The organism is Caldifermentibacillus hisashii, assembly GCF_039654145.1.
Lineage (GTDB): Bacteria > Bacillota > Bacilli > Bacillales > Caldibacillaceae > Caldifermentibacillus > Caldifermentibacillus hisashii.
Window position 1 is genome coordinate 2,093,860 of the sequence record NZ_CP155467.1, and the last position, 25,462, is coordinate 2,119,321.

At 37.8% G+C, this 25,462-nt stretch carries 26 protein-coding genes and 1 riboswitch; of the genes, 10 read left to right on the forward strand and 16 right to left on the reverse strand.

All coding sequences use genetic code 11. From position 1 onward, the window contains the following. The first annotated feature begins 188 nt into the window (after positions 1-188). The 4 genes from NSQ14_RS09855 to NSQ14_RS09870 all read left to right on the forward strand — a co-directional run bounded on the left by NSQ14_RS09855 (position 189) and on the right by NSQ14_RS09870 (position 2,462). On the forward strand, positions 189-428 hold the full coding sequence (locus NSQ14_RS09855) for a YppG family protein (RefSeq protein ID WP_034770449.1): 240 nt from the start codon (positions 189-191) through the stop codon (positions 426-428). 189 nt (positions 429-617) lie between these two features. Then, positions 618-716 (forward strand): YjcZ family sporulation protein, encoded by a 99-nt coding sequence (locus NSQ14_RS09860; protein ID WP_072012683.1) that lies wholly within the window; start codon positions 618-620, stop codon positions 714-716. A 153-nt stretch (positions 717-869) separates the two neighbouring features. After that, positions 870-1,019 carry a sporulation protein YjcZ gene (gene yjcZ / locus NSQ14_RS09865; RefSeq protein ID WP_216407854.1) on the forward strand — a complete coding sequence of 50 codons (150 nt, stop codon included), beginning with the start codon at positions 870-872 and terminating at the stop codon, positions 1,017-1,019. 330 nt (positions 1,020-1,349) lie between these two features. After that, complete coding sequence (locus NSQ14_RS09870; RefSeq protein ID WP_082035206.1) at positions 1,350-2,462, forward strand: CAP-associated domain-containing protein; 1,113 nt, start codon at positions 1,350-1,352, stop codon at positions 2,460-2,462. Positions 2,463-2,505: 43 nt separating this feature from the next. On the opposite strand, the gene NSQ14_RS09875 is transcribed toward NSQ14_RS09870, so the two are convergent. Both NSQ14_RS09875 and NSQ14_RS09880 read right to left on the reverse strand, forming a co-directional pair. Further along, the gene (locus NSQ14_RS09875) at positions 2,506-3,348 is read right to left on the reverse strand and encodes a DegV family protein (RefSeq protein ID WP_343191182.1); all 843 of its coding nucleotides are present in this window, start codon (positions 3,346-3,348) and stop codon (positions 2,506-2,508) included. Between the two features lie 196 nt (positions 3,349-3,544). Then, positions 3,545-4,300: an exodeoxyribonuclease III gene (locus NSQ14_RS09880; RefSeq protein WP_343191183.1), complete on the reverse strand. Its 756-nt coding sequence runs from the start codon at positions 4,298-4,300 to the stop codon at positions 3,545-3,547. 292 nt (positions 4,301-4,592) lie between these two features. On the opposite strand from NSQ14_RS09880, the gene motA reads away from it, so the two are divergent. Both motA and motB read left to right on the forward strand, forming a co-directional pair. Next, positions 4,593-5,393 carry a flagellar motor stator protein MotA gene (motA, locus tag NSQ14_RS09885; protein WP_041848144.1) on the forward strand — a complete coding sequence of 267 codons (801 nt, stop codon included), beginning with the start codon at positions 4,593-4,595 and terminating at the stop codon, positions 5,391-5,393. Next, positions 5,380-6,147 (forward strand): flagellar motor protein MotB, encoded by a 768-nt coding sequence (motB, locus tag NSQ14_RS09890; RefSeq protein WP_108898113.1) that lies wholly within the window; start codon positions 5,380-5,382, stop codon positions 6,145-6,147. Before motA ends, motB begins: the two co-directional genes overlap by 14 nt. A 184-nt stretch (positions 6,148-6,331) precedes the next feature. On the opposite strand, the gene NSQ14_RS09895 is transcribed toward motB, so the two are convergent. The 10 genes from NSQ14_RS09895 to NSQ14_RS09940 form a co-directional block, all read right to left on the reverse strand. Continuing rightward, positions 6,332-6,973, reverse strand: a complete 642-nt coding sequence (locus NSQ14_RS09895) for a viroplasmin family protein (protein ID WP_041848142.1) — start codon at positions 6,971-6,973, stop codon at positions 6,332-6,334. A 120-nt stretch (positions 6,974-7,093) separates the two neighbouring features. Further along, positions 7,094-7,396: a heme biosynthesis protein HemY gene (locus NSQ14_RS09900; RefSeq protein ID WP_034770459.1), complete on the reverse strand. Its 303-nt coding sequence runs from the start codon at positions 7,394-7,396 to the stop codon at positions 7,094-7,096. Positions 7,397-7,681: 285 nt separating this feature from the next. Beyond that, positions 7,682-8,323: an NUDIX hydrolase gene (locus NSQ14_RS09905; protein ID WP_041848141.1), complete on the reverse strand. Its 642-nt coding sequence runs from the start codon at positions 8,321-8,323 to the stop codon at positions 7,682-7,684. A gap of 55 nt (positions 8,324-8,378) precedes the next feature. Continuing rightward, positions 8,379-9,026 carry a phosphatase PAP2 family protein gene (locus tag NSQ14_RS09910; protein WP_034770462.1) on the reverse strand — a complete coding sequence of 216 codons (648 nt, stop codon included), beginning with the start codon at positions 9,024-9,026 and terminating at the stop codon, positions 8,379-8,381. Positions 9,027-9,294: 268 nt separating this feature from the next. Continuing rightward, positions 9,295-11,037: an ABC transporter ATP-binding protein gene (locus NSQ14_RS09915; protein WP_346216291.1), complete on the reverse strand. Its 1,743-nt coding sequence runs from the start codon at positions 11,035-11,037 to the stop codon at positions 9,295-9,297. Beyond that, complete coding sequence (locus tag NSQ14_RS09920) at positions 11,037-12,791, reverse strand: ABC transporter ATP-binding protein (protein WP_041848139.1); 1,755 nt, start codon at positions 12,789-12,791, stop codon at positions 11,037-11,039. The genes NSQ14_RS09915 and NSQ14_RS09920 overlap by 1 nt, the downstream gene beginning before the upstream one ends. A gap of 716 nt (positions 12,792-13,507) precedes the next feature. Beyond that, positions 13,508-14,500 carry an acryloyl-CoA reductase gene (locus tag NSQ14_RS09925; protein WP_346216293.1) on the reverse strand — a complete coding sequence of 331 codons (993 nt, stop codon included), beginning with the start codon at positions 14,498-14,500 and terminating at the stop codon, positions 13,508-13,510. A gap of 77 nt (positions 14,501-14,577) precedes the next feature. Next, entirely contained in the window at positions 14,578-15,168 is a 591-nt protein-coding gene (locus NSQ14_RS09930; protein ID WP_041844880.1) for a lysophospholipid acyltransferase family protein, read from the reverse strand. A gap of 576 nt (positions 15,169-15,744) precedes the next feature. After that, the gene (locus NSQ14_RS09935) at positions 15,745-17,040 is read right to left on the reverse strand and encodes an O-acetylhomoserine aminocarboxypropyltransferase/cysteine synthase family protein (protein ID WP_346216294.1); all 1,296 of its coding nucleotides are present in this window, start codon (positions 17,038-17,040) and stop codon (positions 15,745-15,747) included. 131 nt (positions 17,041-17,171) lie between these two features. Beyond that, positions 17,172-17,284: riboswitch (SAM riboswitch) on the reverse strand. A 105-nt stretch (positions 17,285-17,389) separates the two neighbouring features. Next, on the reverse strand, positions 17,390-18,157 hold the full coding sequence (locus tag NSQ14_RS09940; protein WP_034770469.1) for a yteA family sporulation protein: 768 nt from the start codon (positions 18,155-18,157) through the stop codon (positions 17,390-17,392). 180 nt (positions 18,158-18,337) lie between these two features. On the opposite strand from NSQ14_RS09940, the gene NSQ14_RS09945 reads away from it, so the two are divergent. After that, a complete protein-coding gene (locus NSQ14_RS09945) occupies positions 18,338-19,150 on the forward strand; it encodes a metallophosphoesterase (RefSeq protein WP_152617999.1) in 813 nt (270 codons plus the stop codon). An 89-nt stretch (positions 19,151-19,239) separates the two neighbouring features. Then, a complete protein-coding gene (locus tag NSQ14_RS09950) occupies positions 19,240-19,428 on the forward strand; it encodes a hypothetical protein (protein WP_034770470.1) in 189 nt (62 codons plus the stop codon). A gap of 94 nt (positions 19,429-19,522) precedes the next feature. Here the strand turns inward: NSQ14_RS09950 and NSQ14_RS09955 are convergent, their stop codons facing one another. Then, positions 19,523-20,302 carry a YndM family protein gene (locus NSQ14_RS09955; protein WP_216407809.1) on the reverse strand — a complete coding sequence of 260 codons (780 nt, stop codon included), beginning with the start codon at positions 20,300-20,302 and terminating at the stop codon, positions 19,523-19,525. A 264-nt stretch (positions 20,303-20,566) separates the two neighbouring features. Here NSQ14_RS09955 and msrA point away from each other — a divergent pair, with 264 nt between their 5' ends. Together msrA and NSQ14_RS09965 are read left to right on the forward strand one after the other, a co-directional pair. After that, positions 20,567-21,100, forward strand: coding sequence for a peptide-methionine (S)-S-oxide reductase MsrA (gene msrA, locus NSQ14_RS09960; RefSeq protein ID WP_034770471.1), 534 nt, complete (start codon positions 20,567-20,569; stop codon positions 21,098-21,100). Between the two features lie 531 nt (positions 21,101-21,631). After that, a complete protein-coding gene (locus NSQ14_RS09965; RefSeq protein WP_346216295.1) occupies positions 21,632-22,798 on the forward strand; it encodes an MFS transporter in 1,167 nt (388 codons plus the stop codon). Between the two features lie 41 nt (positions 22,799-22,839). Here NSQ14_RS09965 and NSQ14_RS09970 read toward each other — a convergent pair whose 3' ends face one another. Genes NSQ14_RS09970 through NSQ14_RS09980 form a run of 3 tightly spaced genes read right to left on the reverse strand, consistent with a single transcriptional unit; the run spans position 22,840 to position 25,390 of the window. Continuing rightward, a complete protein-coding gene (locus NSQ14_RS09970; protein ID WP_227092105.1) occupies positions 22,840-23,973 on the reverse strand; it encodes a bifunctional cystathionine gamma-lyase/homocysteine desulfhydrase in 1,134 nt (377 codons plus the stop codon). A gap of 16 nt (positions 23,974-23,989) precedes the next feature. Further along, the gene (locus tag NSQ14_RS09975) at positions 23,990-24,910 is read right to left on the reverse strand and encodes a PLP-dependent cysteine synthase family protein (protein WP_251245838.1); all 921 of its coding nucleotides are present in this window, start codon (positions 24,908-24,910) and stop codon (positions 23,990-23,992) included. A 12-nt stretch (positions 24,911-24,922) separates the two neighbouring features. After that, positions 24,923-25,390 (reverse strand): S-ribosylhomocysteine lyase, encoded by a 468-nt coding sequence (locus NSQ14_RS09980; RefSeq protein ID WP_108898131.1) that lies wholly within the window; start codon positions 25,388-25,390, stop codon positions 24,923-24,925. Between the last annotated feature and the right edge of the window lie 72 nt (positions 25,391-25,462).

Here is a 25,462-nt window from a genome sequence, read left to right on the forward strand (position 1 = left end):
GGATGATGAGTTTTTTTTCATTCATTGTTATGCTGCTCCGTTAATTAACTATGCAACAAGCAGTAATCCAAAATCGATAAAATATTTCAAATACCAAAGCAAGACGAATGCCTTTACCAAATGATCGGCAAAGAAATATAAATAAAGTATCATCATCAGTTTCTGACATTTTGAAAGGAGGGAGAACCATGTTTCCATATAACCAGGGACCACTAGGACCACGGCGGCCAAGAAATCCTTTTTTCCCTGTTCAACATGTTAATAAACCTTCTTCTCAGATATTTTTTGATTACTTTAAAACAAATGATGGTCACTGGGATTTTGATAAAATTTCCCAATCCATCGGGCAAGTGAATAAAATAGTCAAACAAGCTGATCCATTAGTTAAACAGATGGCATCCATTGTAAAAAAAGTTCGACCGAAATGATATACTTTTCAAATAATTTAAATTTAAGGTCTGTTCTGTTGTGAAGAACAGATCTTTTATTATCCTTCTCTTTTCCATTAAACATTTCTTATAGGTAATTGCCCAATTTTATGAATCAGGGACAGATGACTAGTCAATTTGCAGGTTAATACATATACTGCTAACAAATAAACATGGAGGTGTTTATTGATGAGTGCTCCAACAGCAGGAGGATATGGTGCAGGATTTGCCTTGATTGTTGTGTTGTTTATCCTATTAATCATCGTTGGTTCAGCGTACATTTGGTAAGTAAAATAAAGGACTTTGATTGATTATTCATTGTCCTTTGTTTCTGGAGAATGACTAGCGTTTGTTGGTCATTACAGGAATGGACTGTCACGAATGATGAACAACACAATTCCAAGTAAAGAATATTTTTATTACACGAATGGAGGGATTTGAATGGGCTTTTACGGATGCCATGGAGGATATGGCTACGGTGGCTACGGCGGCGGCTACGGTGGCGGCTACGGTTTTGGTGGTGGAAGATGGTTCGCCCTGATCGTAGTTCTATTCATCCTATTGATTATTGTAGGTGCTGCTTGGCTGTAAGTTGATAACAAAATTTAGTGAAAAAAAACGGTGCTGAGAAACTAATCTCACACCGTTTTTCTTTTGGTTATTTCATCCATTTGCTAGATATTTTAACGTATGGTATTATGTACAAATTTAAAGAGAAAGCGAATGGTTCTGTTTGTGGTTTTCCTATTCGAATGAAAAACATGTAGAATTGATATTACTCTATAAATTTATAATCGCTCATCTTTGCGGTTTACCTAATCATTTCTGTTATAATTAGAAAAGAAAAGCTTGAGCAGTCATGGCGTCCGAGTCTTTTACCAAACGAGCTTGGGTAAAGGGATTGAAAGGAGTGGACAAAATTTGCGGGTTATTTTAATAATTGCTGCACTAGTATTATTATTTTCTTTCACTAATAATGCTGACCAAGAGACCAATTCATTTATTGACCAACTTAAAGAAGGAATATCAGATTTAACAGATCAAATTAACTTGTCGGAAATAAAAGAAGACATAAATGATATTATATACGGGATAACCGATTCCATAAATGAAATGACCGAAGATGACCCCAAGAACAATGATAAAGCCGAAGAAATTACATTAAATGCACCGGAACAACAAACCTTTTCGATAGCAAATATTGAATTAGGTTCGTCAAAACAAGATGTAGAAAATATGTACGGGCAGCCGAAGAGAGTCAGCTTAAATGAATATCATACAAACTGGCATACTTATCATGAAAACTATCAAAACTTTTTCATGGTTGCCTATAATAAAGATGGGAAAGTTGCCGGATTATTTACAAATCAAAACTTAATATCATCAGCAAACGGTATTGGCATTGGCACTGGAAAAGAAGAAGTATTAAGTAAGATGGGAACAGAACCGCTTACGAGCATTCAAAAAGGGGTTGTTCGCTACAATCTTCCTGAAGACCGCGAATACGATATTTTTCACAAGGATAACAGTTACATTACAATCTTCTATGATATACATGAAAATAATACCGTTACAGCTATCCAAATCATTAGTGAATCCCTTGAAAACGAACGGGCTGACATGTATACCGATGGAAGCCAAGCTTTAAAGGAAGGTTTTGAATATCAACTATTTGATTTAACGAATGCGGAACGGGTTAAACACAATCTAAGCCCATTAACTTGGGATGAACGTGTTCGCATAACCGCCCGGAAGCATAGCGATGATATGGCGGCTAATGCTTATTTCAGCCATACAAATCCCAAAGGACAAGATCCATTCGATCGGATGGCAGCGGACCAGATTACTTTTATTCTTGCTGGAGAAAACTTAGCATATGGCCAATTTAGCAGTATCTTCGCCCATGAAGGATTATTGAATTCGCTTGGTCACCGAAAAAATATTCTTGAAAAGGATTATGAATACTTAGGTGTGGGAGTTGCTTTCAACACAAATGCTGAACCTTATTATACGGAAAACTTTTATGCCAAATAATAAACAAATTTATTAAAAGAGGCACCGCTTGAAAGTCGTGCCTCTATATTCTTTTAAAAAGAATGCCAAGTGTATTGGGACCGCAATGGCTGGAAATCGTGCAAGATGCCTTCGTGATGATAATTTCTTCAAATTTTTGGTGCTGGTTAATTAATTCATGTACTCGCTTAATAGTATCCTCAGAGCATCCGGAATGGGTTATAAAAATACGGTCCGGGACAATGTCGTTTCGGTCTTTCAAACGGTCAACCACATATTTTTCAATTGATTTTTCAAAGCGTCCGCGATATTTTTTTCCCACATCCATCTTCCCGTTAATGACTTCAATACATGGTTTAATATTTAACAAGTTTGCACTAAAAGCAGTAATAGCGGAACATCTGCCCCCCATTTTCAAATAATCCAGCGTGTCAATGACAAAACTGGCTTCCACTCTGGGAACGAGTTCTGTTAATGTTCTTACAATACTTTTAACTTCCATTCCTTGTTCTACTAAATGAACAGCTTCCATAACGATATGACCGGTGCCGGTTGATAAATTGTCCGAATTAATCACATGCACGTTATGAAACTTTTGAGAAGCCAAGTATGCATTTTGATAAGAACTGGAAAAATTCTCACCCAGACTAATATGAATAACGGCATCATAGGACTCATATTTTGAGAATATATCAAAATAATTTTGAACTGAGGCAGCTGCCGTTTTAGGTAGTTTTCCTGTTCGTTCCGCATAGGAAAATATATCATCAGGAGTAATATCGATTCCGTCCCGATAGGTTTTATCATCTAAAATAATATAGAGAGGAATTGTTTCAATATCATTTTGAATAAGATATTCATCGGGAAGATCGGCCGTACGGTCACATGTTATTTTAATTTTTTTCATACAGCTTTCTTTCCTTTCAATTTGTTGTATATAAACTTAAATAGTTTTCAAAATCATCACAAAAATAGGAAATAAACTATTTAATCTTTCTACTAGTCTTATTATTCCTAGAAAAGCATTCTAAAAAAGAATAACACTTCGTAATTTTAACATAATTCCCTTTTAGATGAAAAATATTGGCAATACGAAGGAAATATTACAGGTCGATTTCTAAAAGAATCGGACAATGGTCACTTCCTAATACATGTGAATGAATGTCGGCATTTACAATTTTTTCTTTTATACTTTCTGAAACAATAAAATAATCAATACGCCATCCGATATTTCTATCCCGTACTTTGTTCATATAGCTCCACCAAGTATAACGGTCGACCGCATCCGGATGTAAATAACGAAATGTATCAATAAACCCGGAAGCCAGTAAATTTGTCATTTTTTCTCGTTCTTCATACGTGAACCCGGAATTACCGATATTGGACTTAGCGTTTTTCAAATCAATCTCCTGATGGGCAACATTTAAATCACCACAGTACACCACAGGCTTCTTTTCATTTAATGCCAATAGATATTTCTTCAGCTTATCTTCCCATTCTAAGCGAAACTTCAATCTTGCCAAATCTCGCTGTGAATTTGGCGTATATACATTCACTAAGTAAAAATTCTCATACTCCAAGGTAATGATTCTTCCTTCTCGCTCACTTTCTTCCGGAGAAAAACCATATGAAACCGTCAATGGTTTATATTTTGTAAACACAGCTGTTCCGGAATACCCTTTCTTTTCGGCGTAGTTCCAATATTGTAAGTATCCCGGTAAATCAACGTCAATCTGGCCCTCTTTTAATTTCGTTTCTTGTATACAAAAAATATCTGCATCTATGTCATAAAAATATTCCAAAAAGCCTTTTTTCACACATGCTCTTAGGCCATTGACATTCCAACTTACTAGTTTCATAAACAAACTCCATTCTATTAAATCTTTCCCTAATATTTTATTATTCTAACATACTTATGGGTGGATTTGTATGTCAGGTGCACGAAATCATAAATTTTCTTAATTTCTTCTGTATTATTTTGGCGCAAAAACATTATTTTTTTACCTGCTATTAAATTTTGTAAAAAAATGTCGATAAAAAGTGAGATAGTATATTAGCCTGAAATCAAATATAAAGTACATGTCTGAATATGAAATGACTTTTTATCAATTTGATAATTAGGGCAAAAATGATGGTAGATAGGTGATTTAAATGGATAAAACTTCATTACTTGGTATTATTTTTGGAATTGTTGCAGTCGGTGTCGGGATGGTTTTAAAAGGTGTCGATATTGTTGCTTTAAACAATCCAGCCGCATTTTTAATAATTTTGTTAGGTACAATAGCATCTGTTACAATCGCTTTTCCAATGAGTGAATTAAAAAATATTCCAAAGTTATTTAAAATACTTTTTACTGAACAAAAGAGTATAAAGATGACCGAAGCAATTAAGTTGTTTTCGGAATGGTCACAAATCGCACGGAAGGAAGGAATACTTGTTTTAGAAAAAAAACTGGAAGAAATTGATGACCCGTTTTTAAAAAATGGAATGGGTATGGCTATTGACGGGAAGACCCCCGATTATATTCGTGATGTTTTGTTGGAAGAAATTGATGCCATGGAAGAACGTCATGCTGTTGGAGCGCAAATCTTTTCCCAAGCAGGAACATACGCACCGACGCTTGGGGTTCTTGGAGCGGTCGTTGGTTTAATTGCCGCTCTCGGCGATATGAGTGATACAGAGAAATTGGGGCATGCCATTAGTGCTGCCTTTATCGCTACTTTACTCGGTATTTTCACCGGGTATATACTCTGGAACCCGTTTGCCAATAAATTACGTCGGAAATCAAAGCTGGAAGTTCGTATGAAATTGTTGATGATTGAGGGAATCCTCTCCATTCTTCAAGGAGAAACACCGAAAGAAATTGAGCAGAAACTTTCATCCTTTTTACCGACTGATGAGCGGCAACATTTTTTAGATGAAGGCAGGGAACCGAATAATGAGCAGGCGTAAAAAGGAAAAGGACGATAAAGAATTTAATGAAACTTGGTTATTACCATACTCGGATTTAATGACTTTATTACTTGCCTTATTTATTGTATTGTTTGCATCCAGTGCGGTAGATGCCCAAAAATTTCAGTCCATGTCAAAGGTATTTAGCGAAATTTTTACAGGAGGAACAGGGATTGTTGACTACGAAAGTATTGAACAAAAAAATGGTGAAGAGCTGGCAGATGAAACGAAGGAAAAATTAGAGAAGGCAAAAGAACAGACCAAAGTATCGGTTGACGAACAAACTACTTTAAGTGCTACTCAAGAGCGAGTCAACCAGTACATTTTGGAAAAAGGGCTAACCGGTCAGCTGAAAACTTCGTTAACGAGCGAGGGGCTTCTTGTTACAATTAATGACAGTGTTTTGTTTGATTCCGGAAGTGCTGAAGTGCGTGAAGAAGATATTGCGATTGCAAAAGAAATCAGCGACTTACTCGTCATTGACCCTCCGCACAACGTCATTATTAGCGGGCACACGGACAATGTTCCGATCCAGAATTCTAATTTTTCATCAAACTGGGAGCTTAGTGTCATGCGTGCCGTTAATTTTATGAAAATCATCTTAGAAAATGAGCAGCTTGATCCAAGAATGTTTAGTGCGAAAGGATTTGGTGAATTTCAACCGATTGCTTCCAATGATACCGAAGAAGGAAAGGCAAAAAATCGAAGAGTGGAAGTACTTATCTTACCAAATGGAAAAACCGAGCAAAATTGAGGGCCATGTTCGTTACTTTTTTCAATGTCCCTCAATTAACTGGAAAAAGATGACCCGGAAAGATAAGATTGTTGAATAACCAATTACTAAGTGACATTTCAATCCCCGGGGGAGCACAATATCCCCCACCGGTTGTTCGTTTAACCGAAAAAACAAGTACATTGTGCATAAGATATCAATTAATTTATTTCCTGCCAAAATCGGCTTTGTTCTCTCCCCATAGTTTCGTCTCCCATTTAATAATTGGATTGGCATAGGAATGTGTTTGCAACCATTGCTCTCCGCGTTTGATTAAATTCCATACTTGTTCTGTTTCCTTGGTTAACGGTAAATTTGTATTCGCTTTTTTCATTTTTACCCATTTGATGGCAGTTTGCGAATCAGAATAAATCGGAATAGACAAGTTTTTCTTTTGTAAAAATCCGAGGGCATGGACAATGGCCAGAAATTCACCGATATTATTTGTTCCTACGATTGGACCAAAGTGAAATAATGTTTGACCGGTTTTTAGACAAACGCCTTTATATTCCATTGGACCCGGATTCCCGCTGCATGCCGCATCGACAGCGATACTGTCTTCAATATAATCATGGTTCTGTTGAATGTTCGTTTGTATTCTTGCCTTTGCTTTCTTGTCACTTTTTGTGTTTTCCCCGTAATATGCTTGCCAACCGCTCTGAAAAGCAATTTCTGCCTCTTTTAGCGATGGGAATGATTTGTATTTTGCACCCGGAACTCCTTGAACATTTCGTTTACAGTCATCCCATGAAGTGAAAATACCTGTGTTCGTACCTTTCCAAACGACATAATATTTTTTTGTAGCCATAACTCCCCCAATAAATTTTTTTAAAAACCTCTGTTAAACCAAGTGCTTCAACCTGTGACGAATACAGGGAAACTTCAATTAGTAGTGGTTAACAGAGCCTTTTGAAAATATATTTATCATTTAGTGATGGTGATGTCCGCCTTTTGTCGGATTAGTAATGACAAATCCTTCTTCAGGAACATAAAAATATTGAATCCAGACACCATCTAACCAGTCATTTCTTTTATCCAGTAAAACATCAATATCTTTGTCCGTTTTAACAATTTCATCATGCTCCGTTGGTGTATCAAACGTTAATCCATAATGAACATGATCACCGTGTTCATGAGTCACATAGACACGAACCATTTTCCCTTGTGCTTCTTCGGACTCCAATTGTTTCTTTAGTACTTTTGCCGCATTCCGGTTAATTTTGCATTTCATATGTAGACACTCCTTTATTGATTATGTTTTTTGGATACGTGGCATTTATCTAGTTTTAAAAGGGATGCTGCGAATCCAGTACTTCGCTTTCTTCTGTTGCAAGAGATTGAAATGTTCTTTACCTATCCAAATGTACACAGGTACGTGACTATTTAAACATAATGACGAAAAAGATACAATGGTTAATACCCGAAAAGTAACGCTTAACGTTTCGTATTGGTTGTTTAAGAAACATCGTTTATGCAAATCTTTTCGTGAAATCATCCATAAAAACTTTTTCGGAACTTATTTTTTCTCTCCATTCTCCTGTTCATAAAGAATGGATAAGAAATGACGTAAAATATTGGCTGTCAAACCCCAAATCACATAGTCCTTATAGAAATAAAAATATTCAACGATTTCCCGCGTTTTCCACGAATAGTTTTTCCCGCCAGGTATGAGATGATAAGGGAAGTCTTCACCAAGTTGGACTTGAAAGGTTAGTCGATGTTCTTCCGGTTTCATGTCTCTTAAATATTCGATTGGCACGGTAAAGATTTCCTTCACCTCATCAGGATTTGGTTTTATTTTATTTATATTATCGATAAAACCTACATAAGGATAAATGATTCTTCCATCCATTGACTGAACAAAAAAGTCTAATGGATAAACACGTGAAATTGAATCTTTTTCAATGCCAAGTTCTTCGGCAGTTTCACGAATTGCCGTATCTTGTGGAGTAGGATCATATTTTTCAACCCCTCCACCCGGAAAGCAAATTTCACCAGGCTGTCTTTTCAACTGTAATGATCGTACTTCAAATAAAAGGTGAATTTGTCCATCTATTTGAATAAGTGGGACTAAAATTCCGAACGCTCGGTAATGTTCTTTTCCTAACATGGCAGAATGATGATTTTGAATCCTTGTAAATATTTGTTTTAAATCCATATTTGAAATTCCCCCTTCCAATTTCCTGGGTCTCCCCTTCCCACTCCCAATAAAGCTAATCCTTGGCATGATTCCTATTTTTATACTTTTGAAAAAAACCGATTGCCAATGTACACCACATACCGCTGACAAAATAACCGCCGAGAATATCACTCGGGTAATGCACACCCAGATAAATTCGACTTATACCGATCATGAAAATAAATAATGCACTAAAAATAAGCAACATGATGCGACCGAAACGTGTTGAAATATGGCGCCAGAAAAGAAAAGCCAATATTGTATAAACAGAAAAAGCTGTCATGGCATGCCCGCTCGGAAAACTGTAACCGCCTATTTCTATCAACCGGTGAATATCCGGTCTTACACGCTCAAAATATTCCTTTAATAACCGGTTGATTACTAGTGTGCCGGCAATGACAACCGCAAACAAAACCAGTTCACTGCGATGATGAAAAACAAAATACAAGAATAAAGAAATTAATAGAAAAAGGAGGGTAACGATAGGAAATGAACCGATTTTGGTAAAAAACAACATAATTGAAGTTAACAATGGTGTTTCAAACCCTTGAACAAAATGAATAATCGATAAATCAAATTTTTCAATCTTCCCGGTTTGTACAAACAGGGTCACGAGCAGAAAACTGAAGAAAAAAATAAAAATAATGATACTTAGTCTATATGGATATTTATTCCCGATCATAAAGAAACTCCTGCATGTTTTTTTCTGAATTACCCTTATCATATCGCAAAAGAAAAAAGGTTGCCAGTCATACAAACTTTTATGGCAACCTTTTTTCCCTATAACAGTATTAAAATCAAATAGTCGGAATTCCGCTAATGGACACAAATCCATGTGGGAAAACCAACACCTTACCCGGCCGAACAAATCGGACATATAAGGTTAGCTCGTCTCCCATCTTCTTCGTTGATTACGATTTGGCAGGGGCATTGGTTGTTGAACAGATTGTTTACCTGACATGTTCCATTGCCACTCCTTGTTGGATCTGATACATTTGATAATACTTCCCTTTTTGCTCCATCAATTCTTCGTGATTCCCTTTTTCAACGATCATACCACGGTCAAGAACTAAAATTTGATCAGCGTTTTTAATCGTCGAGAGCCTGTGAGCAATGATGAATGTCGTCCGACCTTGTTTTAACACTTCCATTGCTTGTTGGATGACGCTTTCCGTTTCTGTATCAATATTCGAAGTTGCTTCATCCAAAATCAAGATTGCCGGATTGAAAGCAAGGGCACGGGCAAAAGAGATTAATTGGCGCTGGCCGGATGATAGCGTACTTCCTTTTTCGAGGACCGGTTCATCCAAGCCGTGTTCCAATTGGTTAAAAACGAAATCAGCACCAACAGCCCGCAATGCAGCTTCTGCGTCCTCCCTCGTAATTTTCGGATCATTCATAGTAATATTTGAAAAAATCGTCCCCGTAAATAAAAACGGTTCTTGTAACACGATGGCCATATGTTCACGGATCGTTTGTTTCGGGAAATCCATAATATTTTTTCCATCAATCAAAATCTCCCCACGACTTGGGTCGTAAAATCGAAACAATAAATTCATAATCGAACTTTTCCCGGAACCGGTATGACCGACAAATGCAACTGTTTCACCATGACTCGCTTGGAAATGAATATCCTTTAACACATATTCTTTTTCTTTATAAGCAAAGTACACATGGTTAAATTGGACATTTCCTTGATAGCGAGGTATTTTTTCATCACTTACCGGGGTTCCCTTTTCGTCCAATAAGCGAAAGACGCGTTCGCCTGCCACCAATGAAGCTTCTAAATTACTAAACTGATTAACAATATTATGGATCGGATTGAAGAGCCGGTTAATATAGTCTACATAGGCATACAACACACCAACCGTCAAATTCGTACGGGTGGAAATTGCATCGCCGCCGAAATACCAGATAAATGCAACGAAGACAATGGCTTTTATAGTGCCAACTAAATTCCCTGAAGATAACGAGTTTAATATCAATAGTTTATTTTGATATTGAAAATGAGTTTGATTCAAAGTCTCGAATTCATCTCGGGTCGCATCTTCCCGATTAAATGCTTGGATAATCGGCATTCCTTTAATCGATTCATTAATCATCGCATTGATTTCACTAATTTTCGAACGTATCACATGGTTATACTTTGCCGCATACTTCCTGTAAATCATCATCCAAATGACCATGACAGGGACAATGAGGGTAAAAATAAGAGCAAGTTTTGCATCAAGAATAAACATAGCAATGAAGATTCCAATCATTTGCACAATACCGGTAAAAAAGTTCGACAAAACAGCTACATACAAATCACGAATCGCTTCCGTATCGTTTGTAATTCGAGCGACTATTTTTCCTGCCGGTAAGTTATCAAAATACGAAATTGGCAATGTTTGAATCTTCCGGAATAATTCATTCCGCATTCTTTCAATGATTCGATTCGCCGCTTTTTGTAAAAAGTAATATTGACCATAATTGAATATCCCGGCAATAACAAATAAACTAAAATAAAGGACAATCAGCTTGATAATTGTCGGGATATCAGGTTGGTTTGCCATGATATGATCATCGATAATAATTTTCGCAACAAACGGACTAAGTACTTCTGCTGTTACGGCAATTGTTAACATAAAAAGTGCAGTAAAAATGATCTTTTTAAAGTACATGGCATATTGAAATAAACGTCTGCCAACCATTATATATTCACCTCCCCGGCAATCGATTTTATTTGTTGAAGGTCAAATTGTTCTTTATACCATCCGCCTTTATTTAGTAATGCTCCATGGGTGCCTGCCTCGACGACTTTTCCTTCATCCAGGACGATAATCCAGTGCGCATGTTCTACAGCTGAAAGGCGATGCGTCGTAATAATGGTTGTTTTTCCGGCTCGCTCTTCGCGTAAATTTTGAATAATTTTCGCTTCTGTCTTCCCGTCTACAGCAGAAAGCGCATCATCAAGAATGAGAATTTCCGGGTTTTTAATCAGCGCCCGGGCAATGGATATCCTCTGCTTCTGACCCCCTGACAAGGCGACACCTTTTTCACCGACAAGTGTATTTAACCCTTCAGGCAACATAGATAAATCTTTAGTGAAATCCGCCAGTTCAATGGCTTTCATCATTTCCTCTTCGGTTGCATGTTGGTTGCCGAATAAAATATTTTCCTTAATTGATCTTGAGAATAAAAAAGTATCTTGCGGAACATAACCGATCCAATTCCGAATATCTTGTTTTTTCTGCAAACGAATAGGAACGCCGGATAATAGCAACTTTCCTTCCCCAAGCGGATATTCACGCAAAATTTGTTTAATAAATGTAGTTTTCCCGCTCCCGGTTTTCCCGACAATACCAATCGTCTCCCCTTGACGGATATGGAGTGAAAGATCTTGTAAATTCTTTTCATTCGATGATGGATATTGAAAGCTAACGTGCTCGAATGCAATATCGGATAAATTTTCTACTGTAACCGGTTTGTCAGGATCCGGGACATCCTCATGGTAATTAAGCGTTTCTTGAACCCGATCCAAAGAAGCATTACCGCGCTGCATAACATTAATCAATTCCCCGATTGCGTACATCGGCCATGTCAACATTCCGAGATAAACATTAAATGAAACGAGCTCACCAAGCGTAATTTGTTGGTGCATGACCAAATAGGCACCAAAAGATAAGCTAATACAGTAGCTTAATCCGGTAGCTATCCGTGAAATTGGGAAGAAGAAGGCATCAATTTTTTCAACGACAAGATTTTTCCGGTAAACATCATTAGTCATTTTTTCAAATAGTTTTTCCTCTGCCCTTTCTTGACTGTAAGCACGGATGACACGGACACCTGATACAGATTCAAGGACGCGATCATTCATTTCACCAAACGCATCTTGAGCAATGGTATAGTGATGATGAATTTTATCCCCTAAAATTTTCATTGCGATTGCTAAAAACGGTAAAGGAATGATACTGACGAATGTGAGTTTCCATGATACCAGAAATCCCATCATGAAGAGAATCGTCAGCATATATAAAGTCGAATCCACTAATGTCAAAATACCGAATCCGGCAGTAACAGAAACGGATCGCAAATCATTTGTTGCTCGTGCCATCAAGTCACCGGTTCGATTCTTTTCATAAAACGTTGGTGACATCTTAAGCAAATGATTCATCAGTTTGGAGCGTAATATCTTTTCTACGACAAAAGCCCCACCAAATAAATTATATTGCCATTTGTAACTAATCAAATAATTTATTATGGCCAGTCCGGTTAAGGAAACAAGATAAAATGTTAGTTTTTCACCGGTCATGCCGCCAAGAAATATATCATCAACCACTGAACCAATCATCATCGGTGGAATCACTTCGATAAAGTTGGCAATAATCAGTAAAAAAACAGCGACAAAATACCTTTTCCAATATTCTTTAAAAAACCATTTTAATTTCACTAATACACTAAACAATGTCTGTCAACTCCTCAACTGTGTAAAATTTTCACTATCCGCCTTCAAGATCTAAACTTTTCATCATGATTAATGTTTTTACACGCATAAAACATCTCCCCAATCTTAAATTTTCCTTTTCCAAATGAATACGTCCATTGGATAGATTGAATACTGGAATTTTTTAATGTCACAGGTTGAAAAAATATTGGCAAAACTCACCGTATGTATTCAAGTTTCTATCCGGAGTAAATCCTTTTAGAAAATGATCTATGTGAACAGTTCTCTGTTACACCCAAGTTTTTCCAATTTTTTTGAGTCAAAAAAGAGCACCCTACGCCCTTAGTACGGATGCACGGTGCCCGAACAAGAAAAGACGCATACTTCATAAACCTGCGTCTTTGTTATCATCAATATATTTCGAAAAAAATATTTTCATGCAAAGTGAAAATGATTTTTGAAAAAAGAGCAGGCTATGATCATATTTACTTGGTTTCGTTTAACAAAATATGTTCTTTTCATCATGACCATAACCTCCCTTCTACTTTTTGATTTTTTTAACCTTATTGAATCATACCATTATAGCCAATTTAATGTCAATCACCATTTGCAAATATTTTTTCATTAGGTCTCTTGCTTTTTGAATAAAAAGCAGCGTTATAAAAAGCAATTGGTGATTCGCCAATTGCTTCTATTAACGATGGTATGTTTTTTCAGAATCTGCAATCGTCTATTTATTATTTCAATGTAACGATTGTACGACCTTTCAATTCTCCGTTTAAAATCTTTTTACAAATTTCCGGTAATTGTTCTAATGTAACTTCATTGGCAATCGACTCCAACAACTGATTCGGTTTCATTTCCCCGGCTAACCGCTCCCAAATCGCAAGTCTTGTTTCCATCGGACAAAAAACAGAATCAATGCCGAGAAGATTGACACCTCTTAAAATAAACGGGAATACAGTGCTTGTAAAAGTATTTCCTCCTGTCAAACCGCTTACAGCAACAGATCCGCCATATTGAATGGACGCGAGGACGGCCGGTAAATAGCTACCTGCAACCGGATCCACACAAGCGGCCCATCTTTGTTTCAAAAGAGGACGGTTTTTCGGATTGGTAAGTTCTTCCGGGGTTATTATTACGGAAGCTCCAATTTGCCGTAAATAATCTTGTTCATTTGCTTTTCTCGAACTGGCAGTAACCTTATAGCCCAATTTACTTAACATGGAAACAGCACTGCTGCCGACACCGCCTGTAGCACCGGTTACAAGCACCGGACCTTTTTCACTTGTTAATCCATTTTCTTCCAAACGATGGATGGAGAGTGCAGCTGTAAAACCGGCCGTCCCAATGGCCATTGCTTCTTTTAAGGTAAGTCCGTTTGGAAGCGGGACAATCCAATCCCCCGGAACCCGGGCCACTTCACTGTAACCGCCGAAATGATTTACGCCTAAATCATATCCGGTAATAATGACTTCATCTCCCGGTTTATAACGGGGATCTTGTGAATCACGAACAATTCCTGCCAGATCGATACCGGGAACAAATGGATAATTGCGAACAACACCGCCATTTGGAACTGTTGCTAATCCATCCTTATAGTTCACACTCGAATAATGAACATCGATGACAACATCACCATCCGGAAGATCATTCAATGTTAAATCTTGAATCGATAACTTTGTTTCGTTGTTTAATTTATCAACTACCAATGCTTTAAAAGATTCCATTTTCCCTTCACACCCTTATAAATTATTTACCTTCTTATTCTACCAAACATTACATTGTGAAATCATAAACTTTTGATTTACTTCTTTATCGATATGATTTCTGTTTCCAGTTTATGTATCTGTTTGGAAAGTTCGTCCGTTATCTTTAATAGCTCCTCTTTTCCTTTTACAGAAATTGTCATCGGTTCTCCGATGATGATATTTATTTTTTTCCTTTTTAACACATCTTTTATATTAGTTGGACCCGAATAGGCACAAGGGACAATCGGGACTTTTGCCAAATTGGCGATCGTCACCGCACCCCTTTTAATTGGCGCATGATCATTTCTTGTTCCACTCGGGAAAATACCGACAATATTTCCTTCCTTCAATAATTTCACAGGTGTTTTTATGCTGCTTGTCCCGGGATTTTTTCGGTCAACCGGAAAGGCATTTAAAGACGTTAAAAATTTGGCGACTGGTTTTCGTTTGAATAATTCCTTCTTGGCCATAAAATGAATTTGTCGCGGTAACAAGGCTACACCCAACCCGACAATATCAACCCAACCGATATGATTACAAGCAATAATAAAACCAGTATCTTTCGGAAGATTATCAAGGTTTTTTACCGTTATTTTCGAAAAAACCTTTAATATAATCGCTGCAATTTTTCCTAAAAAAGAATACAAAAGAGGTCACTCCCTGAAAAAACACATAATAAATAAAAATGGATACTTTATGATATAAACATAGAATAACAAAATATTTCTTCTTTATGAAGTGGAAATGGGGAAATGGTAGGATTCAGCTTAACTTTATTTTGCCTGGGTAACCAGCAAGCGGTCGAAATATATCTCATTACTGCAGGGCCAAACTTGCCAGAATATTTTCTGAGAGTCGGAGTTTAATTTCTATTGGACAAAAAGCTTTGAAAATAGAGCAGAAATGTCCCATAGGAGTGGACGAATCGCTCTCTATGAGACAAAAACATCGGAAAGTCAAACAAAAATGTCTCATAGAACGGCTCTATGGGACAAATCTAATAGAAAATTAAGCTGAATTGTCCCATAGGAGTGACCAAATCGCGCTCTTTTGGACCTTATAAATTGAAAAATACGAATTCGCAGCCTTGTGGGAATTTATACTTTACGTAAAAAAACAGCGAGTGTTTTTTACCCGCTGTTTACTCTATCTTCTATAAACCCCTTGTCTAGCTGAAACAGAAAGCTTCATCTAGTAAACATGTATCCTTTTTTCAATTTAAATTATTGTACCGCCGCTGTCGTTTCCACCGCCTTGGCAATCGCTTGTTCTAAGTCATAAATAATATCATCAACATGTTCAATACCGATGGATAAGCGAATTAATTCCGGAGTTGTTCCGGATAGCGCTAATTCTTCATCACTTAACTGGGAATGGGTGGTCGAGGCCGGATGAATAATCAGTGACTTCGCATCCCCAACATTGGCCACGTGGGAAAACAATTGAACATGATTGATAATCCTTCTACCTGCTTCTCTTCCTCCCTTTATACCGAATACGATCATCGAACCGGCACCGTGTCTTAAATATTTTTTTGCTAGCTCATAGGATGGATGATCTGCCAAGCCGGGATAAGATACCCATTCCACCGATGGATGGTCTTTCAAATATTGTGCTACTTTTAATGCATTTTCATTATGTCTTTCAATCCGAAGATGTAATGTTTCAAGACCAAGTAAAAAATAAAAAGCATTTTGCGGACTCAAGGAAGCACCGGTATCGCGCAATAATTGTACACGCAGCTTTGTAGCAAACGCAACATTTCCTAAATCTGCATATTTCAACCCGTGATATCCCGGATCCGGTTCATTAAAACTTGTAATCCGTTCATTCGTCCAATCAAAATTCCCTCCATCAACAACGATTCCGCCGATAGAAGTTCCGTGACCGCCAATCCATTTTGTTGCAGAATGAACGACGACATGCGCACCCCATTCAATTGGTTTTGCACTATAAGGAGCAAATGTGTTATCAATAATGAGCGGAACACCTACTTCGTTCGCAATTTTTGCTACTGCTTCAACATCAAATACTCGGAGACTTGGATTGCCGATAATTTCACCAAAAAATGCTTTCGTTTTTGGCGTAACAGCTTTACGAAAATTTTCCGGGTCACGAGCATCAACAAATTTTACTGTAATGCCAAATTTTTTTATTGTATTAGCAAATAAGTTGAACGTACCGCCGTATAAATTACTGTCAGCAACAATTTCATCTCCGCTCTCAGCAACATTTAAAACCGCATATGTAATTGCAGCAGATCCCGAAGCGGTTGCAACGGCAGCTGTACCGCCTTCCAGAGCCGCCACCCGTTTTTCAAAAACATCAACAGTCGGATTCATAATTCTAGTGTAAATATTACCCGGTTCTTTCAAGCCAAATAAATTTGCCGCATGTTCAGCATCCCGAAACACATAAGATGTCGTTTGGTAAATTGGAACAGCCCGGGAACCGGTAGTCGGATCTGCTTCTTGTCCTCCATGTAATAAAATCGTTTCGTCTTTATACTCTATCGTCATAAACAATTCCCCCTAAAATTTTGTAACAATAATTAAGTGAGCTTTTGCATACATCTTGCTCTTAGAGAGAATTGAAGAGGTACAAAAAATAAAAACCCCTTCAATAAGAAGAGGTTTGAAATTCATCCCTCCTCTTATCTCTCAGATCTACATCCTGACCTGTAGGAATTGGCACCTTTTCAAACCATGTTTGAAGGTTGCCGGGTTTCATCGGGCCTATTCCCTCCACCTCTCTTGATAAGAGTTTGTACTCACTTTTTTAAATTATTGTTAAAATGATTATACGGAATTGTTTTTATTTCGTCAATTATTTTTTTATGAAAAATTTACAAAATGTCCTATTTTTTCCTTAACGTCGATCAGTCTCTTCTTCCACATACGGATCTTTTTCAAACGGTGGAAGGTCGCCGAAAGTTGTCATAATCCCCTCTTCATTAAGGTCTTCCTCATATTTTTCATGTTGCCGGTTCGGATAAACAGTGATATTTTTCCCATACATATCAACGCCGACAAAGTTTTCATAATCCTCGACATATCCGACATTTTCTTCCGGTTCGATATTCACATCGTTATAATGCTTTTGCGGCTCGATGAAGTCTGAAGGTGTTTCACTCGTTCCCCAACTCGCCACCTCTTGCCAAGCATCTTCTGCATCGAAGCTTAAACCTTCATCATTCGAATCATCAAAATCAAATTTTCCGTACGGCGGCATTAAAACTCCTTCTTCCAACGGTCTCTGGTAGGAGATGACTTGATCCGGACTATGTTTTTTGCAATAAGTTGTGGTCGGTAATGCTTCCAATCTTTCCACAGGAATTTCTTCACCACAAACTTCACAAGTTCCATATGTACCATTTTCAATTGCATTCAGTGCCTTTTCAATATTTTTCAAATGATTGCCTTCATGTTCATTTAGAGCTAAATCTTTCCCGCGTTCAAATAATTCCGTTCCTTCATCTGCGGGATGATTATCATAACTCGATAATTCACCGGTGGATTCATGGGCATGTCCTTTATTCATACCAAATTGATCGTTTCCCTTAAGTCGTTTTTCCACATCCGCTTTTTCATCTAATAATATTGAACGGAAGGCATCAAGTTGTTGTTGTGATAACATATTTTTAACTCCTCCCATCTGTTTCGCTTAGTATTTGTAAAAAATTAAAAATCATGTTTGCTAATTTAAGGTGTTGCTATTTACGGACTTTGTGAATATCCTCTATATGATTAAACCCAAAAACTCCCACTTCCCATGTGATCTATTTCTCATTATACTGGGGTTTATAGGAGGGATATTGTGAAAGCTGTTATTTTTATTTTTTGCCTCATTATTTTTTCTATTTTAATTAGACGAGCATATCAAAACACAAAAAAAGTAAATATAAATCGCATTCAGTTAAAGACAAATACGAATCATGATGGAAAATTGACCATTCTACATTTAACCGATATGCACCTTGAAAATATATCCGTTTCTCCAGAGGATCTTAAACAAATGGTACAAAACCAAAAAATAGATTTAATTGCATTAACCGGTGATTATTTGGACCGCAAACGTACGATTCCGAAACTAATTCCTTATCTCCAACTATTTAAGGAAATCAATCCCCAATATGGAATATTTGCCGTTTTTGGCAATCACGACTATGTGCTAAAAGAAAAAAATTTTACTAAACTAAAAAATTTATTAGAAAATTATGGGTGTAAAACACTACAAAATGAACATGTGACAATTGAAACAAATGGTCAGCTTATCAATATTATTGGAATTGATGATTACAGTACAGGGAGAAGCAATATAGAAAAAGCGTATAATCATGCACCGGCTGGTTTCCATCTTGTGTTAACGCATGACCCAAATGTTGTGCTGAAAATGACAGATGTCCCGTTTGATTATCTTCTTTCCGGTCATTTCCACGGTGGACAAATATACTGGCCGAAACCATATCATCTAGTTAAAATGGGAGAACTGGCTCGTAAAAAAATCATTAAAGGACTTCATTACTATAAGGGAAAACCTTTTTATATCAGTGAAGGACTCGGCCAAACAGGTGTTAACATCCGGATTGGCTCCAGACCCGAGATTACTTTTCATAACATCCATCCATAATCTGACTTGAATAGATTAAAGCTTATCACAAACACTAAATCTGTAAGAAGAGATAGATCTTCTTTAAACCGGACAAAGGGGGGCTAGCTTTGAAAAGAAAGTGGATGCGTAATATGAATATCAACAGACTGACTTCTTTAATAAAGAGAAGAAGAAATAACCGAAATATGCTCTGGTTATCATTAGTAGGTATCGGCCTTGCCGGAGGAGCTACTGCCTTTGGAATGACTCGGGGAAGAAACGGTTCAATCCAACAGATGATGAAAAAGGCCACATAAAAAATGGAACAGTTTACACCGGATATGTTAAATACAAACCAATCTTAATTTTAAAGAGAAAGGAAACAGAATTGATTCTGTTTCCTTTCTTTCGTTATTGTTTATTCTGTTCCTGATTCCTTTTTAGATCCGTTTCATTGTTTGTCGTATTCGGTACATAACCATATCCGTCAATATAGGTTCTCCAATCATTCGTTCGCGCCATATCCGTTGTCTCTTCACGATTAAGCGCATTGTTGACAGAAGTTGCTTGATTTTTGGCTTGATCATCAGCTTCCGGGAATATTTCACTACCGATTTCGGTGTCATTGATGGCATTGTTTGCCCTACCTGTTGCAGTATTACCTTTTGCTTGATTCGCTTTACCGGTGTTGTTACCCTCAGGAAGAATCTCTTCAGCAAATTCGGCATCCGTGTTTGTTGTTGATTGATTATTTTTCACTTTCGGATAATTTTCTTCTGCCATTTCTGTTTGATAACTTGGTCTGACCTGAGAATTTGTTGCCCGATTCTGTGTTGTATCCTTATCATTGATAACATTGTTTACAACATATCGATGGAAAAAGACTTCCCCTATGGCAATCAATGCAGCTGAAAGGAAACTGGCTGTTCCCAAGCGGATCGGTTCCTCAATAATCATGGCACCAATCATCCAAGCTCCTAAATATGCTAATCCAAAATCTGCAATCGTGGCTGCCGTGTTTCCAAATCTAGGTAAAATAAGCAGATCACCAACCAAATAGGCAGTAATCGTAAGGATAAAACTTATTGTCAAAATATCACCGAAAGACACGCCATATAAAAATCCAAATACGACGGCCAACATTGCCGTTATCATAACAAATTTTATAACTAGTGAACGTAAATGTTCCATAATATCCTCCTTTTCCGTTTGATACGTTCACCTTTAGATTGAGTTATTTTTTTAATTTTATACTTCTATTTCATTGAACCCAGCAATTGTTCCTGTAAAGCTTTCCTTGGTTATGACCTTCATCGAATCGGGATCATTGCTGGAAATATAATTTTCTTAGTGATAAAAATGGATTTTTTGAATAGGAATCATTGTTTATTTTCCAATTGATGATACAATCTTTATTATAAATAAAAGACACAGCAATTCTCTGGAGATGATGAAATGAACAATAAATTAGAAAAAGCAACCTTTGCCGGCGGGTGTTTCTGGTGTATGGTAAAACCTTTTGACCAATGGGACGGTGTTATAAGTGTTATATCCGGTTACTCAGGGGGACACGTTGAAAATCCGACTTACGAACAAGTAAAAACCGGAACGACAGGCCATTATGAAGTCGTCCAGATTACTTACGACCCGACCATCATTCGTTATGAAACGATTATTCAAATATATTGGCAACAAATTGACCCGACCGACCCGGATGGACAGTTTCACGACCGAGGTAGTCAATATCGAACAGCGATTTTTTATCATACGGAAGAACAAAAAAGGATTGCGGAAACAACAAAAAAAGAACTGGAACAAAGTGGTATGTTTACTAAGCCGATTGCCACAAAAATTTTACCGGCCGCACCGTTTTATCCTGCAGAAGAGTACCATCAAGACTTTTACAAAAAAAGCCCGGAAGATTATATTGAAGATCGCCAAAAATCCGGTCGGGACGAATTTATTAAAAAACACTGGAATGAAATATAATCCATTCTAAAACAGGGAATACATTAGCTATTCCCTGTTTATTACTTTTTCCAACATTTTTTATATATGCCATGTTATACTTACATTGATATGTTTATTGGAATATATTATAAGAAAAGCGCAGAGCGCCCCGCAATGAGAACAGATTTGCTTCCTCGAATCGACATCGCACGAAGAAAAAGCGATTAGCTTTTTCGAGGAAAAGGAAACACGGCGAGGGACGAGCCGATGTTGACTTATCGTAGTGAAGCTACTACTTGAGCGAACTTCATGAGTAATCTTCCATGAAATACTTCATGAAGCTTTGCGACGAGCTGAACATCCGCTTCCTCGAATAGGCTATGGCGCAGGAGCACATTAAAGGGGAGCTAGTTTCTCAGTCGCTGGCGCTCGTAGCTAGACAATAAAACTAATCCCAAGTTAATTGCTTGTATTTTTATTCTTTCTTATACTATAAAAAAGCGTAGGGTTCACCTAGCGACTCCAGCTGGACAATACCGCCCAAATAATATAAGGAAAGGAGACGGTCCATTGCCTTTTATCCTTTATTTTCTTATCTTCATTTCATTTATCGACCTGTTTGCCCAATTTCCGATCACAAGCACATATGCCCAAAGTTTAGGAGCCAGCACAGGACTCATCGGTTTTATTGTCGGAGCTTATTCTTTATCCAATTTGTTCAGCAATTTTTTCTCCGGTTATTTCGTTGATCATAAAGGACCAAAACAAGTAATGCTCTATGGATTTTTGGTAAATGGGGTAATTTTACTTCTTTATGCTATTGCTACTTCCCCAATGCAGTTACTTGCCATTCGTTTTATGAACGGACTTAGCGCCGGGATTATTACACCTGCTGCTTTTACATACTTGTCCTTATCGAATAAAACTAAAAAGAGCGGGAAAACCATGGCGTTCTCAGGTGCAGCAGTTGGTTTAGCGGCAATTGGCGGACCGGCCTTTGCAGGTATTGTCTCTGCGAAAAGTGGCAGCGAAACCGTCTATTTCATCATTGGTTGCCTGATGATTTTCGCATGTGTTTTGACAGCGTTATTAAAATCAATAGAAAGACAAAAAGATGTGGTACGTGGAAACAATAAAGGAAAAATTCAAGAACTGTTTAAAAACAAAGGTTTATTATTCGCTTTTCTTGGTGCATTATCATTATCGGCTTCTCAAGGTATCCTTGCCTATATGTTGCCATTAAAAGTGGATGGACTTGAGTTGGCAAACCATATCAGCGGAATGCTAATGAGTATCTTTGGGATTGTCGCTATTTTGTTTTTTATGCTGCCGACCAATCGGGTGTTTGATCGATTTCATAATGAATGGCTATTACCCATCGGTCTTGTTATCATTGCCGTTGCTCAAGCAGTCGCCGGTTTTGCCTTTAATTTTACATTCTTGCTTATGAGCATGCTTATATATGGAATCGGTTTCGCACTCATTTTCCCATCGATGAGCAGCCTTGTTGCGAAATATTCTTCTCAACATATTCGAGGGAAAGCCTATGGAATTTTCTATGCTTTTTATTCATTAGGTTCATTCCTCGGAACATCGATTACCGGGGCATTTTCACTGACACCTACCGGAGCGTTTTTCAGTGCAGCTGTATTTTTGTTGGTAATGAGTATTGGCAGCTTTACCATTTTAAAAAGAAACAGCCATTTTTTAGCAAATAAAGAGGTATCCGGGTATTAAAAATGGATCCGCCTATTCGGATCCATTTTTAACCACAGCTTTTAACTATCCAATGCAGTTTTCAAGTCTTCAATTAAATCTTGAACATCTTCAATTCCGACAGAAATACGAATAAGTCCATCGGTAATCCCTAATTGTTCCCTTCTTTCTTTTGGTATCGAAGCGTGCGTCATTTTTGCCGGTAATGAAATTAAACTTTCGACAGCGCCGAGGCTTTCTGCTAATGTGAAAATCTTTGTTTTGGCCAGCACTTGTTCTGCTAATTCACCGCTTCCAACGTCAAAGGAAATCATTCCACCAAATCCGCGTGCTTGGCTTTTATGAACTTCATGCCCAATATGTGTCGGAAAGCCAGGATAAAATACTCTTCTCACTTTCGGATGCTCTTGCAAAAATTCAGCAATAGCCTTTGTATTCGCCTCAATTTCCTCCATGCGAATGGCTAATGTTTTAATGCCACGGATTAACAGCCAACTATCATCCGGACCGAGGACGGCACCTACTGAATTTTGAATAAAGTGAAGTTCACGGGCCAACCGGTCAGATCCAACAACTGCCACACCGGCAACCACATCACTGTGACCACCTAAATATTTCGTCGCACTGTGGAGAACAATATCCGCCCCAAGCTCCAATGGGTTTTGCCAATAAGGAGTGGCAAAAGTATTATCGACAATGACGAGCAAATCATTTTCTTTGGCCATTGCTGCGATTTCTCGGATATTTGTTACTTTTAACAACGGGTTTGTCGGCGTTTCGATATAAATCGCTTTTGTATTCGATTGAATCGCTTTTCTTACTTGTTCCGCATCACTTGTGTCGACAAAGCTTACATCAATTTGATATCGGTTCAAAATTTTTGTGGCTAAACGAAATGTACCACCGTATACATCATCCGTTAAAATAATATGGTCCCCGCCTTTAAATAAGTGCATAACAGCGGAAATCGCAGCCATGCCTGAACTAAAGGCAAAACCGGCGACACCGCCTTCTAGATCACGGATGATTGCTTCCAAAGCCTCACGAGTCGGATTCCCGGTCCTGGCGTATTCATATTTAAAGTTTCCGACTCCATTCTGTTTAAACGTACTTGCATGTGAGACCGGAATGGATACCGCACCAGTTTGTTCGTCACGCGAAATACCCCCGTGAATCATTAATGTCTTTTTTCGCAAATCGCTTCCCTCCAATTTAAAATTCATAGATATTTTTTGATAAATAGCGCTCACTGCTGTCAGGGAAAATAACGATGATATTTGCCCCTTCCTTTGTGGTGTTTTCTGCTTCCTTCAATGCAGCAGCAAATGCAGCCCCGGAAGAGCTTCCGACCAACATTCCTTCCAACCTTGCCAATTGCTTCACTTGATAAAAAGCTTCTTCATCTGAAATCGTATAAATTTTATCAAAATAGTCGGGATTAATAAAAGAAGGAATAAACTCCATGCCAATCCCTTCTGTTTTATGCTGACCCGGCACACCACCATTTAGAATCGATCCTTGAGGTTCAACAATGACCGTTTTTATATGTTTATTAAATTCCTTTAAAAAACGGGCGGTACCGGTAAACGTGCCGCCACTACCCGCCCCTGCTATAAATATATCTACTTTTCCGTCCAGTTCTTTGACAATTTCAGGACCAAGTGTTTCATAATACGTTAATGGATTCACTTCATTTTCAAACTGTAACGGAATATGCGAGTCAGGGATTTCGGCCGCTAATTGTTTTGCCTTTTCAATGGCCCCTTCCATTCCTTTTTCCGTTGGTGTATGAATGACTTGTGCGCCCAATGCTTTCATCAACATTTGCTTTTCAATGCTAAATTTTTCTGGTACGACACAAATCACTTTGACATCCGTATGAATGGCAGCTAGTGCAAGACCTATTCCGGTATTTCCGGCAGTCGGCTCAATAAGTGTCCCTTTCGGAGAGATTTTCTTTGTTCGAAGGGCTTCTTCCAACAGCTTTTTCCCCAATCGGTCTTTTACACTGCCACCCGGATTCATATATTCCAGTTTGGCAAAAATTTGCGCTCGCTCCTTAAACGGATGATGGTTGATTTTCACTAGAGGTGTCCGACCAATCGTCTCCTGTATATTGTTAAAAAGTCCCATTTTCAAACATCCTTATGCAAAAATCTCTTTCCATTCAGCTTTTTTAGCGAGCATCTTTCGGGCAATTTCTTTTGCGCCTTCCAAGCTATGACTGGCCGCCCAGCCGCATTGCACTTCATTACAAGCCGGAACTTCTGTTGCATTTACCACATCTTGTAAAGTTTTTTCCAATAATTGAAGAAACGCATCATAATCACCGTCATTAATGATCGATACATAAAAACCAGTTTGGCAACCCATTGGACTGACATCGAAAATCGTGTGATGATGGTTACGGATATGCTCAGCCATTAGATGTTCTAGAGAATGAAGCGCCGGCATTTCCATATGCTCTTGATTCGGTTGGCAGAAACGAACATCGTATTTATATATTTTATCCCCATTTGCCCCTTCACTGACGCTGGCTAAACGGACATATGGCGCTTTAACTTTCGTATGATCCAAATTAAAACTTTCCACATTCATTTTTTTAACTTCCATGACATCCACCTCCGAAATGTAATTCCTACTTTATAAGTATGATATTTTTCTGACAAGTTGTCAAAGTAAAAA